12 protein-coding genes and 1 riboswitch are annotated in these 12347 nt (G+C 42.0%); of the genes, 2 read left to right on the forward strand and 10 right to left on the reverse strand.

Features of this window, described 5'->3' with window-relative positions; translation table 11 throughout:
* The 4 genes from LG003_RS06620 to ribB all read right to left on the reverse strand — a co-directional run.
* Positions 1-357: hypothetical protein (locus LG003_RS06620; RefSeq protein WP_262980401.1), on the reverse strand; the 357-nt coding region annotated here is incomplete at its 3' end.
* A 43-nt stretch (positions 358-400) separates the two neighbouring features.
* The gene (locus LG003_RS06625; RefSeq protein WP_262980402.1) at positions 401-1144 is read right to left on the reverse strand and encodes a hypothetical protein; all 744 of its coding nucleotides are present in this window, start codon (positions 1142-1144) and stop codon (positions 401-403) included.
* A 333-nt stretch (positions 1145-1477) separates the two neighbouring features.
* Positions 1478-2263, reverse strand: coding sequence for a 4,5-DOPA-extradiol-dioxygenase (ygiD, locus tag LG003_RS06630; protein ID WP_112878312.1), 786 nt, complete (start codon positions 2261-2263; stop codon positions 1478-1480).
* Positions 2264-2457: 194 nt separating this feature from the next.
* On the reverse strand, positions 2458-3111 hold the full coding sequence (gene ribB / locus LG003_RS06635; protein WP_112878313.1) for a 3,4-dihydroxy-2-butanone-4-phosphate synthase: 654 nt from the start codon (positions 3109-3111) through the stop codon (positions 2458-2460).
* A 154-nt stretch (positions 3112-3265) separates the two neighbouring features.
* A riboswitch (FMN riboswitch) is annotated at positions 3266-3443 on the reverse strand.
* Between the two features lie 136 nt (positions 3444-3579).
* Between ribB and ubiK the strand changes: the two genes are divergently transcribed.
* Positions 3580-3867 carry a ubiquinone biosynthesis accessory factor UbiK gene (ubiK, locus tag LG003_RS06640; protein WP_139655559.1) on the forward strand — a complete coding sequence of 96 codons (288 nt, stop codon included), beginning with the start codon at positions 3580-3582 and terminating at the stop codon, positions 3865-3867.
* Between the two features lie 66 nt (positions 3868-3933).
* On the opposite strand, the gene LG003_RS06645 is transcribed toward ubiK, so the two are convergent.
* The 6 genes from LG003_RS06645 to LG003_RS06670 form a co-directional block, all read right to left on the reverse strand.
* Positions 3934-4602 carry a DUF799 domain-containing protein gene (locus tag LG003_RS06645; protein ID WP_262980403.1) on the reverse strand — a complete coding sequence of 223 codons (669 nt, stop codon included), beginning with the start codon at positions 4600-4602 and terminating at the stop codon, positions 3934-3936.
* Positions 4599-4958, reverse strand: coding sequence for a DUF4810 domain-containing protein (locus tag LG003_RS06650; RefSeq protein ID WP_262980404.1), 360 nt, complete (start codon positions 4956-4958; stop codon positions 4599-4601). The genes LG003_RS06645 and LG003_RS06650 overlap by 4 nt, the downstream gene beginning before the upstream one ends.
* Positions 4959-4979: 21 nt before the next feature.
* Positions 4980-5651, reverse strand: coding sequence for a CsgG/HfaB family protein (locus LG003_RS06655; RefSeq protein WP_112878316.1), 672 nt, complete (start codon positions 5649-5651; stop codon positions 4980-4982).
* 474 nt (positions 5652-6125) lie between these two features.
* Positions 6126-7550: a bifunctional D-glycero-beta-D-manno-heptose-7-phosphate kinase/D-glycero-beta-D-manno-heptose 1-phosphate adenylyltransferase HldE gene (gene hldE, locus LG003_RS06660; RefSeq protein ID WP_262980405.1), complete on the reverse strand. Its 1425-nt coding sequence runs from the start codon at positions 7548-7550 to the stop codon at positions 6126-6128.
* 85 nt (positions 7551-7635) lie between these two features.
* Entirely contained in the window at positions 7636-10494 is a 2859-nt protein-coding gene (glnE, locus tag LG003_RS06665) for a bifunctional [glutamate--ammonia ligase]-adenylyl-L-tyrosine phosphorylase/[glutamate--ammonia-ligase] adenylyltransferase (protein ID WP_262980406.1), read from the reverse strand.
* A 33-nt stretch (positions 10495-10527) separates the two neighbouring features.
* A complete protein-coding gene (locus LG003_RS06670; RefSeq protein WP_112878329.1) occupies positions 10528-11466 on the reverse strand; it encodes a CYTH domain-containing protein in 939 nt (312 codons plus the stop codon).
* 258 nt (positions 11467-11724) lie between these two features.
* Here LG003_RS06670 and LG003_RS06675 point away from each other — a divergent pair, with 258 nt between their 5' ends.
* Positions 11725-12345, forward strand: coding sequence for a TIGR04211 family SH3 domain-containing protein (locus LG003_RS06675; RefSeq protein ID WP_262980407.1), 621 nt, complete (start codon positions 11725-11727; stop codon positions 12343-12345).
* The last annotated feature ends 2 nt before the right edge of the window (positions 12346-12347 follow it).

The following is a 12347-nucleotide window of genomic DNA, read 5'->3' on the forward strand; positions in this document are numbered from 1 at the left end:
ATCATCATATATAGTCTCAGAACCTTTCATATACCATATTGCATCATTATTTACTATATAGCCAGTTGATTTTATATAATCAACAATTCTATTATAACTATTTTCCATATCTATCAAATCACAAGAATAAATAGAACTATATATAGGCGATGATTCATCATTCGGATAATATCCGAAAAAATAATTTTTAGAAATACGAGGAGCTTCTTTTATTTTTTCATTAGTAAGAAGATGATATTTTAAAAAATCATTTTCTTTATAAATAACATTAGGCATCATAAATAACCATAAAAATAAGCATATACAAGATAACGCCATCATTAATATTATTACTATTGTCACGGTTAATTTATTCATAATTTCAGACCATAAATAGTTGTAGGTTTATACCCTATGGATTTCAAGATGCATCGCGACGGCAAAGGAGCGAATCCCCGGGAGCATAGGTAACTATGTGACCGGGGTGAGTGAGTGCAGCCAACAAAGAGGCAACTTGAAAGATAACGGGTATATAATGACTAATAACAATATCCTTTCTATAAGAATAAAAAGGTTTAATTATATTAAGGTAATAAGGGAGGCTTTTCTTATATGGGAAAGCATTATTAGGATACTTATCAGGATCAGGAAAAAACCAAGGTTTAAGTTCTCTATTCTTATACTTACCAACGGGACCATAATAATCCCATATTTTATATGCATATTCTTTATCTTTGGGTTTTATTAAAGACATATAATCTCTTGGCAATACAGATTTATATAAACCTAATAAATTTGAAACTAAATCCTCACAACTAAACCCGCTATCACTAAAATGGGAAAAAAATGAGTTTGATTGTAAAGTCTCAAACTCCAATGAAACACAATACATTATTGAAAATGCAATGGACCTTTTAGTTTCTATAGATAATCCTTTTTTTACCATCCACTGAGCAGCAACTCTGGTTGAAATATTATATTTACTCATCTCCTGAAAATAGTAAACCAAGAAATAGCCTTTTTTATAAGGTGAACCATTACCTTCAGTGATTAATTGATCCCACAACATTTTAGAATCATCACCTTTCGCATGACCTAAATCAATCCACCCTAAATCTTCAGTATAAATTAATCTACCGTTTTCTATATCTTTTCTACTCGTCATTCACTAATCTACCTATGCAACATTTAATTATATTGAAGTTACAATTGTAGCTTCCCATTTTCTTGGGCTAAAAAGCATATTACTAAGTTTATAATCCTTCCAGATCGTATTCTCTTGTTATACTCACAAAATCAATATTTTTACATATGTAAAAAATCACGAGAAGAAATTCAGAAATAAGTATTAGCACTAAGATAATTAGTGATGGAATCTAATCCGACGTAAGGCCATGTTTCAATGATCATAGCGCAGACAAGATGGTGATGATCTCACCACCAGAAGTCGCCAAAAGGGTAAATAACCTTCAATCAATACAGCACGTAAACCGGCGATTCAACCAACCTGCACAGACAACATGCTCAGCGAACCAGACACAATACCATCTACTGGAATGGAAACCGCCTCTTTTCTATCCCACGTTCCCATGATATACAGCAATGGCAAAAAGTGTTCAGGAGATGGATTCGATAATAGGCCATCTTCCCTGTCCAATGCATGAATCAAAGGGTAAGGCTGCTCATAACTGGTAAGGTTATCACGCACATAATGGTTAAATGATTCCGCCCAAGGGTACAGTTCAGCATTAGGTTCTTGCCGCTTCATAGTACGAAGATTGTGTACCACATTACCACTCCCTAGAATCAAAACACCTTCATCTCGTAAAGCCGCCAGCTTTTTCCCCAATTCATAGTGGTACGTCGCTGGTTTGGCGTCATCTATACTCAGTTGAATCACAGGAATATTAGCCTTAGGATACATCTTAACCAGAATACCCCAAGTCCCATGATCCAATCCCCACTGATGATAATCGGCATAAATTTCTACAGGTTCCAACATCTCCTGTACTAAAACCGCCAGTTCAGGTGATCCCTTCGCTGGATACTGAGTTTCATACAATTCCTGAGGGAAACCACGAAAATCATGGATAGTTCTCGGTTGAGTCATGGCTGTCACCGCCGTGCCATTGGTATACCAATGAGCAGAAATCGCCAGAATCGCTCTGGGTATAGGCAGCCTTTCACCAAGTTCACGCCACACATTGGTATAGCGATTTTCTTCCAGTACATTCATTGGGCTGCCATGACCAATAAACAGTGCTGGCATTCTGGAAATATTCATAACGACCTCCCACACCAAATATAGGTAATTTTAATACTTGCGGACAGGTTACGCCTTTCAGATAAGCAAAACAGTGGGCTAACGGTGATGGAGTTTTTCAAAAAAACTGAAAAGTCACAGCTTGCGTAAACTGTGACTTTAGAGAACGTGTAGGTTATAACTGATATTTCATCCGGTTATCGGACAATTACGACTCAACTTGCTATCTGCTCTATTGCCTGGCGATAAATCACCAAATCCTCAATAGTGACTACCGGCATATTATGTCGTTTCGCAAATTGCACTACCTCCGGGGTACGCGCCATTGAACCGTCATTATTGGTTAATTCGCACAATACACCTGCTGGTTTAAAACCGGCCAAACTGACTAAATCAATTGCTGCCTCAGTATGCCCCTGACGAACCAACACACCGCCAGGTTGAGCGCGCAGCGGAAAAACATGTCCCGGACGGTTCAAATCACTGGGTTTGGCATTATCTGCAATCGCTGCACGGATAGTCGTGATACGGTCAGCCGCAGAAACCCCCGTCGTCACCCCTTGAGCGGCCTCAATGGTTACGGTGAATGCAGTCTGGAACGAACTAGAGTTATTTTCTACCATCATGGGCAATTGTAATTGCTGACGGCGCTCTTCTGTCAGACATAAGCAGACAATACCACTGCCATGACGAATAGTCAGCGCCATTTGCTCTACGGTCATTGTTTCGGCCGCAAAGATAATGTCACCTTCATTTTCACGATCTTCGTTATCCAGCACCATCACCCCCCTTCCATTACGCAAAGCGTTAATGGCGTGTTCAACACGTTCTGATGATGTGCCATATTCAGAAAGTAGCGTCTGATTCATGGTAAAGAAACCTCATTAAAATTTATGGATTACCAGAATCAGGGCGGTCTTGAGGAGTTCTCGCGATGACATTACGCCGTAACATTAATGCTATTAATATAATGCGCGAATGCCATAGCCGGAACAACAGACGAGCACAAAGCCCGACAGATGTCGTTATTCTCTCCCATCCGGACTATCACCGTCGGCTCCAGAATTACACTGGATCTGCTGACCTCCGCTTTATCACAAAAGATAACCTCAAACGGAGCGCTCGCGGGCTTCACCAAGCCACCCGAAAGATGGACTGATGTTACCGCCGGTGGGGACTTTCACCCCGCCCTGAGATAAGCCAGTGAACTATAACGCTAATATTTACCGGCGGCAATCAACAAAATCAAATGTGAAACCTAGCTCACAATGGTTTGTGGTTTTGCTATCTGGTATTACACTATTCAGGAATTATTTATGTCATAAAAAGGATGCATCATGCTCGATCCCAAAAAAATTGAACAAATTGCCCGCCAGATCCAGGATTCTTTACCAAAGGGGGTTAAAGAGTTTGGTGGTGATGTAGAGAAAAAATTACGGATGGTTTTGCAATCCCAACTTGGCAAGCTTGATTTAGTGAATCGTGAAGAATTTGATATTCAAACTCAGGTTCTGTTACGTACTCGTGAAAAATTGACCGCAATGGAACAGCGTTTAAATGAACTAGAAGCGAAGTTTGAAAATAAGAATGTTCCATCTGCTAATGACACAGCAAAAGAAGAGTAATTATTACCATACAAAAATAACCGTGATAATGAGCAGAATGTGATATCTGCTCATTACACATTCACACTAATCAGAAATTAAATGCTGTTCTTTACCGTAATGCTCAGAACGTGGACCATAAAGCAAGCCACGACTACCACCGGCTGTCAGTAAGCGGTTACTTGTAATGCCAGCAATTTCATGACCTTTATCCATAATGGTATTCGCTATCTGTGAAACTACGGCAGATACCAACATGCCAACAAGGCTATTCGAACTGCTTTCATTTTCAGTCGATGAGGCAACCGCCCGTCCATGCCACAATTGTTTACCATTACGCAAATCCACCAGCTTCGCTGAAGCCGTTACACGCGTATCGCTGTTGATAATCTGATATTGCGTACCATATTCCTCAATATCCAAATAGAGCGCGGAATCCGCGCCAAAAATATCATGCAATTTTTTGTAACTGATATTCTGAACATCCTGCGCCGCTGTCATGCCATTTTGCTGAAATGTCTCTTCCACAACAGCAACCGGAAAAACGTAATAGCCCGATTCCGCCAATGGATATGTCACATGAGAAATCAGGCTGTGCCCTGCTTTGACTTCCAGAGATTTATTTACCGCCGGCAGAACCAGAATGGATTTCGGTTTGCTCTCTCTAAATGCAGAATAATCATAAGGGACAGATTTACTACATCCAGTCAGTACAAACGCCGCCAATAAACTAAATGCTAAAAGAATACGGTTCATTGCATAGTTCCTTTATTTTTACTTAATAAAAAGTCCATAAATGGCGCTGACTCAGGAAACAATTTTTTCTCTGTTTCAAACTGATGGAATGCTTCTGAAACACGACCTGTTTTGCTATAAAGCAGACCCATCTGTGCATGCAGCCCAGGCGGTACAGGTTTATCTTTCGCTTTCGCTCTTTCAATTACCTGCTGCAAAGCCTGTGACTGCTCTTCAAACCCTATCTTATCCTGCTGATAATATTGATAAATTGTAGGTTGGTATTTATCCCACTCATAAATTGTTTTTGGCTTCGTGACGCAACCCGCTAAGGCCATAGCTGCCAGCAATAAGCCCGCTTTTTTCATTAACATCATGAATATATATCCCTATATTTCTTAATTAGATGGCTTCCATGCACCGGTTTCAATACTTTCAACCAGACGGTTTACTGCTTCACGAATAGCCAGATCCAATACCTTACCATTCAGTGTGGAATCATAGCTGGCAGTGCCACCAAAGCCGATAATTTCACGGTTGGATAATTTATACTCCCCAGCCCCTGCTACAGAGAAAACCACTTCGGAAGTTTCTACATTCACCACATTCAGCATAACCTTAGAATAAGCCACCTGTGATTTACCACGCCCTAACAAGCCCCATAATTGATGATCACCCACCTCTTTACGGCCAAATTCAGTCACATCACCGGTAATAACGTAAGCAGCACCTTTCAACTTCTGCGATTTACCTTGTAAACCCGCTTCTGCTTTCAGTTCCGCCATATTAGTACGTTCCAGCACCGTAAAGCGTCCAGTCTGCTGTAAGTGCGAGACTAAAATCGTTTTAGATTGGTTACCAAGGCGATCAATTCCGTCGGAGAAAATGCCATTTTGATAGCTGGAACGGTTTTCAAACTTACCGATCGCAATTGGACTACGAACACCCTGATATACCGTATTATAAGAATTAACTTTTTGTACCTGGACGGTATTAGAAGATTCAGTTGTACACCCTGCTAATATTGCCGAAGCTAAACAAATTGAAGATAAAATCAACTTACCTTGCATAAGAACTTATTCCTGCGTAAAAATTTATCCGTTTTATCTACTAACCTTAAGATGTAAAAGTTATAGATAAGATATTTTATTAAAAAATCATTTACATCAGAAATCATTATGAATAAGCCAGCGTTATGTGACCAGCATTTTATGCCAAAAAGATAAAAAATTATCTGTCACATCACACTTCTTCTGATTAACCCCTTATCATCCAGAGAATAAAATTACACTAAATCAAATTATCATTAAAATATTTTAATGATAATCATATCGTTAATTAAATTACTCGCACACGATATTAAAAATATCTATATTATTTATGATGAAATATCACTCAATCAAGCACAAGTTAAATAAAAAATAGCCAGGAAGATTTCATCTCTTACCCGGCCTTCATTCTAATAATATGATCAAATAAATAATCTACAGCGTTCAATACAGTAATATCTTCTGGCTGTTTTCAATAACAAGCTAAAGCATTATTTACTGATTTTTAATCGCCTTGATGATATTAGTTGTTGAAATACCATCTTCAAAGTTCAATACCTTGACTTCTCCGCCCGCAGCCCAAACTTCTTCACTGCCAGCAATTTCTTCCGGTTTATAATCTCCCCCTTTTACCAATACATCCGGCAAAACATCCGCAATCAATCGCTGTGGTGTATCCTCTTCAAACGGCACAACCCAATCCACAGCGCCCAGAGCAGATAATACAATCATTCGTTGCTCTAGTGGATTAACAGGACGGCTCTCGCCTTTCAGCCGTTTAGTTGATGCATCACTGTTAACAGCAACAATTAACCGATCACCCAGTTTACGGGCATTCTCCAGATAAGAGACATGACCTGCATGCAGAATGTCAAAGCAGCCATTGGTCATCACAATCCTTTCACCACGTTGACGCGCATCAGCAACAGCCTGTTTAAGCTGAAATTCGGTCATCATTCCGAAACCCGTTTCAGCACGGCCACGGATAGCATTCTCCAGTTCAATCGGCGAAACGGTCGACGTTCCCAGTTTGCCAACGACAACTCCCGCAGCCGTATTCGCCAGGAAACAAGCTTCATTCAGTGATTTTCCAGCCGCAATCGCTGTTGCTAACACGCCAATAACCGTATCGCCAGCCCCCGTAACATCAAACACTTCCTGCGCCTGCGTAGGCAAATGTAATGGCGGTTGATCAACACTCAATAAACTCATCCCCTGTTCAGAACGGGTGATCAGTAATGCCTGAAGATCCAAATCCTTAACTAGTCGAGTACCCTTTTCAACCAATTCATTATCATCTTTGCAGTGGCCCACTATCGCTTCAAATTCAGACAGATTCGGCGTTAACAAAGTTGCACCACGATAACGCTCAAAATCATTACCTTTCGGATCGATTAATACCGGAACCTTAGCCGCGTTTGCCAGTTTGATCATTTCCTGAACCTGACTCAATGCACCTTTGGCATAGTCAGATAGAACCAATGCCCCAATATGGGGTAACGCCTGTTCAATGCGCTCAAACATCGGCTGCGCATCGACGTTATCGAAGCCTTCTTCAAAATCTAAGCGAATTAACTGCTGGTTACGGGAAAGCACTCTCAACTTAGTGATTGTCGGATGGGTTGGAACAGAAACAAAATCACAGCGCACCTTAACGCTACTCAGTTTCTCACTCAGTGCATGTGCTGCGTCATCAATTCCAGTCAAACCGATTAAACGCGAATTTGCGCCAAGAGCCGCAATATTCATAGCAACGTTAGCAGCCCCTCCCGGACGCTCCTCAATAGTATTGACTTTTACAACAGGCACCGGCGCTTCCGGTGAAATCCGGCTGGTCGGTCCATACCAGTAGCGATCTAACATAACATCACCGACGACTAAAACTCCTGCACAGTGAAAATCCGGGAGTGTCATTTTCATCCCTTGCTCCAAATATTAGATATTAAATTGGTGCCAAATATTATCATACGACCGTAAAATCCCTACACCAAACCAGTAAAACCCGTTATTGTTCACCCAACCACTGTTGCCAACTACGACGTATCCGTTCCTGTTGTTCACTGAAACAATGGGTTGATACCCGACTGGAAAGCTTCTGTAACGCCAGATGATGTAGTTCATCACGCATAGAAACGTAAGCCTGCGTTAATGCGGCTGCCTCATCTTCATCCATAATTTCATAAGCCGCCATTAATTGAAAAATCCGTACATTATCCGACCAACTCACCAAACGCGCATTTTCAGTAGCATAACGAAGCACCAAATATTGAGCGATAAATTCGATATCGGTGATCCCTCCCGGATCAGCTTTAATATCAAATTGATCTGGATGGTGACTGCCTAAATGTTTATGCATCTTTTCCCGCATTTCCCTTACTTGCTGACGTAACAAAGCGGGTTCTCGTCGCGTACATAATGTCTGATGGCGTATCCGCTCAAAATCCCGATGCAAGTTTTCATCACCAAATACCATACGGGCACGTACCAACGCCTGATGTTCCCAAGTCCACGCTTGATTCTGCTGATAATCAGCAAACGCACCGATGGTACTGACTAACATGCCTGATTCGCCTGAAGGACGCAGGCGGAGATCCACGTCATACAACACACCAGAGGAGGTTCGAGCACTGAACAAGTGCATAATTCGTTGGGCAAGACGCAAATAAAATTGTCTAGCATCAATCGATCGATCGCCATCAGTCATCACATCCACCGGGCAATCAAGCAGGAAAACTAAATCAAGATCAGAACTGTAGCCCAACTCCCAACCACCCAATTTGCCATAACCAATCACAGCAAATCCCAGACCTTGCCGCTGACTCAAATGTGATGGAACACCATAACGTTTTGCCATTTGTCCCCACGCCTGTTGAACAACTGCTTCAATAATCGCTTCTGCCAAATAAGTGAGATGATCACTGACTTTCATCACCGGCAATACACCAGTGATATCCTCCGCCGCAATCCTCAGTAATTGAGCCTGCTTAAACTGGCGGAGCGCTTCTAGTTGTTGCTCTTCATCATCTTCTGGTATCCGCAACAAATATTGCCGCAATTCATCTTTATAGGCATTTAATGGCAAAGGCTCATACAGAAACTGTGGATCAAGCAGTTCATCCAGCAACAATGGATGGCAGGCAAGCTGAGTCGCAATCATCGGTGAAGCAGCACACAGTCGGATAACATGTGTCAGTACAGCTTCCGATTCAAGTATCAGTTCCAGGTAAGTTGTACGGCTGACAATACTTAACAACAACGGAATAACCCGCTCTAGTACTATACTGACATCTTGATTATTGACATCTTGTCGCAAACAGACTTTTGCCAATAAACGTGGCATCAGATGGTCAAGCACATCACGCCCACGAGGGCCAATGGTTCTTTTACCCACATCATGGCGGAACACAGAAATAATATGCAATATCTGCTGTGCAATCTCTTCATCCAAGTGCGGAGCTAGTATGATTAACTCTTCTTTTTCGAGCTCTTCCAGCCACAGACTTTTAAATGGTACATGACTAGGTTCCTCTTCACTATTATCACTGTCATCGCCAATCAATTGCGTAAAAATAGCCCGAACAGCACCCATCTTGCTGTTCAATTCAATTATCAGAGCGTCCCAACTTTCAAATCCCATGCCCCATGCCAGTCGCGAACGATTCAGCTCATCTTCTGGCAGAGTCTGAGTTTGTTGATCATTAATTGACTGTAAAAGATTTTCTAACCGCCGCAAAAAAAGGTAACCGTCAGCAAGTTGTTTCACCTGCAATGATTGTAAAAGCGTCAACCGCGCTATTATTTGCAGAGTTGGTAACAACGCCTGAGATTGCAAACACAGTTCACGTCCACCACGAATAAGCTGGAACACCTGGGCGATAAATTCAATTTCACGAATACCACCAGCCCCCAGTTTGATATTGTCTTTCAAGCCACGGCGACGCACTTCCCGTTCAATCATGCCTTTCATATTTCTCAGGGATTGAATCACACTGAAATCAATGTAACGGCGAAAGATAAATGGTCTCAACATCCGGCGTAGCTCTTCACCATACGCTTGGTTGCCCGAACCCATAATCCGTGCTTTCACCATCGCATAACGTTCCCAATCACGCCCTTGCTCTTGATAGTAATCTTCCAGTGCAACAAAACTAAACACCAATGGGCCACTATCACCGAACGGGCGCAAACGCATATCTACCCGATACACAAAACCATCCACAGTTTGTTGATCGAGCACTTTGATAAGACGCTGCCCCAAGCGGGTAAAAAACTGGGTGTTATCCATTTCACGCCGGCCACCTTGGGTAATGCCGTTTTCAGGATAGACAAAAATCAGATCAATATCAGAAGAGAAGTTCAACTCACCACCGCCCAGTTTTCCCATACCGAGAATCAACAGCGGTTGTGGTTCGCCTCGCTCATTACAAGGCGTTCCCCAATCCTGACAACAACGCTGATACAACCAATCACGGGCAGCAATAATCAACGTTTCAGCCAACATACTAAGCTGTTGCAGTGTCTCCTGAGTCGTCATGCTATGTAGCGCCTGCGACCAGGCTATTCTGACCAGAACCTTGTTACGGAACTGGCGTAAAACCCGCATGAGGGTATTTTCATCCTCTACTGATGCGAGTAATTGTTGCAGCCATTCAGCATATTGATGCCACTCCTGCGCTTCAGGTGGATGTTGGCGGATCTCAGCTAACCATTCAGGATGAGTTTGCAGGTTTTCAACAACAAAATCGCTCAGGGATAATATGGCCTGCTCATGAGCAGCAACAGGCTCAACGTTCAAAGTTAGTTGATGAAAATGTTCAGTCACACGCTGTAACTGGGCCAGAAGCGGAGTTGAAAGTGGCAACATAGAGAATTCCTGTTATTTAAACGGAGAGATTTATTAACCACATAGATCTATTAACCACATAGTCAGTGCCAACTTACATTGCAAATAGAGCGAGCTATAACATAGCGTTTCGGCGTCTGTTTCCGTATCCAATAATTTCTGGTTGATAGCAACTAATTGGTTGTCCAACTGTTCCGGCTCACTAGAATATTCGATCGTCTGCTGAATCAAAGTCAGTACTTGCTTTAAGCCATCTCGACCGTCTGATAAACCGGCCAGCCAACATTCCTCTTGCTCCTGCCAATGGGCTAATATTGACGTAAGTACCGAAGGCAATGACTGCTGCATATCAATTTCCACCTGGATTGAAGGCCAAACTGCTTTTGGTTTTCCCTGAGCTAATTGATAACCACGGGCCGCTTTGCTTCTATTTCCTTGCCGCAAGCCATTTGATGTTGCCAACTCAACCGCCAATGCTAATACATCGGCTATGATTCCTTGTTTTAACTCCAGTTCAAATTCACAGATTGGCTCCTTGCGATTGGCTGCAATAATTTCTCCCTGATCAAGCACCACTTCAATCTCACTTTGTCCATAAGTCACCACCCACTTCTCACGCATAAAGTCAGTACTGAATAACGCATTCAAACGGGATTGCAATGCTTCCACATCACAGTTGTCAGGCCAGATGTGCGGTGGAAACAGAGTCAATGCCAGTTCCGGCTTTGCCAATGGCACATTATATTCCGGTCGCTGATGCAAACCGCCAACCACCTTACCAACTGTTTTAACCGTCATCTCATATTGATCATCAAAACCACGGATCCTCAACCCCATATCAAGACCACGCAGTTGATTATCCGACGTTTCAAAATAGATATTGGTCAACTTTTGGGGAGAAAAATAGTAATGCGGAAATAACAATAATTGCTGGCGAATTGTAGGAATAACTTGTGGTTTGACGATAAGTTTTAATTCAATTTCTACACTCATATCTACACCGTTGATGACAATCTTTGCTCTCATCTTACCTTGATTTCGCTTTTTGCTACGACGAGTAAGAAAAAAATTAAAATTTCCCTTTTCTGCAAGTTATGATAGTCATTAACAGGAAATTCGTTCAACAGATAACAAGCCCCGTATTCAACCAATTAGAAAAATGTCATTTTGGTTTACTGATTGCTCTAGCAAACTTAACTCTTTACTATCAAATTTTAAACTCACCATAGATAAAAAACGGTTGAAATCACAATGCGAAAACTACATTTACTTCTCACGGCATTAATAAGCCTCAGCTTTTCGCTCACTACCCACGCGGAAGGAAAGCGCTATGTATCTGATGAGTTATCTACCTACACACACGCCGGGCCGGGTAACCAGTATCGTATTGCCGGTACACTGAATGCCGGTGATGAAGTCACATTGATAAGCATCAATCGGGATAGTAATTACGCTCAAGTTAAAGATGATAAAGGCCGCCTTGTCTGGCTACCCGTTAACCAACTCAGTAATAAACCAAGCCTACGCACCCGCCTCCCAGAATTGGAACAGGAAGTGAAAACATTGACGGAGAAGTTAGCCAATATAGACAATAACTGGAATCAGCGCACTGCCGACATGCAACTAAAGGCGGCCAATAGTAGTAGCATTGTTGCAGAACTGAAAAAAGAGAATGAGAAGTTGAAAAACAAACTGACGGTAGCAGAAAAAAAGCTTGATGCTGCAAATCTACAGCTTGATGACAAACAACGTAATATCATTCTGCAATGGTTTATGTATGGCGGTGGTGTTGCAGGCGCTGGTTTAATCTTTGGGCTATTACTGCCGCATATGATCCCTCGCCGTAAGCGAAATGACCGTTGGATGAGTTGATA

The organism is Photorhabdus kleinii (assembly GCF_025384885.1).
In the GTDB taxonomy this organism is placed as follows: Bacteria; Pseudomonadota; Gammaproteobacteria; order Enterobacterales; family Enterobacteriaceae; genus Photorhabdus; species Photorhabdus kayaii.

Excerpts from the sequence above, each read along its gene's own strand:
- hldE (WP_262980405.1), bottom strand. The coding sequence starts at position 7,550 with ATGAAAATGACACTCCCGGATTTTCACTGTGCAGGAGTTTTAGTCGTC.
- ribB (WP_112878313.1), bottom strand. The coding sequence starts at position 3,111 with ATGAATCAGACGCTACTTTCTGAATATGGCACATCATCAGAACGTGTT.
- glnE (WP_262980406.1), bottom strand. The coding sequence starts at position 10,494 with ATGTTGCCACTTTCAACTCCGCTTCTGGCCCAGTTACAGCGTGTGACT.
- LG003_RS06625 (WP_262980402.1), bottom strand. The coding sequence starts at position 1,144 with ATGACGAGTAGAAAAGATATAGAAAACGGTAGATTAATTTATACTGAA.
- LG003_RS06670 (WP_112878329.1), bottom strand. The coding sequence starts at position 11,466 with ATGAGTGTAGAAATTGAATTAAAACTTATCGTCAAACCACAAGTTATT.
- LG003_RS06645 (WP_262980403.1), bottom strand. The coding sequence starts at position 4,602 with ATGAACCGTATTCTTTTAGCATTTAGTTTATTGGCGGCGTTTGTACTG.
- LG003_RS06675 (WP_262980407.1), top strand. The coding sequence starts at position 11,725 with ATGCGAAAACTACATTTACTTCTCACGGCATTAATAAGCCTCAGCTTT.
- LG003_RS06655 (WP_112878316.1), bottom strand. The coding sequence starts at position 5,651 with ATGCAAGGTAAGTTGATTTTATCTTCAATTTGTTTAGCTTCGGCAATA.
- ygiD (WP_112878312.1), bottom strand. The coding sequence starts at position 2,263 with ATGAATATTTCCAGAATGCCAGCACTGTTTATTGGTCATGGCAGCCCA.
- ubiK (WP_139655559.1), top strand. The coding sequence starts at position 3,580 with ATGCTCGATCCCAAAAAAATTGAACAAATTGCCCGCCAGATCCAGGAT.
- LG003_RS06650 (WP_262980404.1), bottom strand. The coding sequence starts at position 4,958 with ATGATGTTAATGAAAAAAGCGGGCTTATTGCTGGCAGCTATGGCCTTA.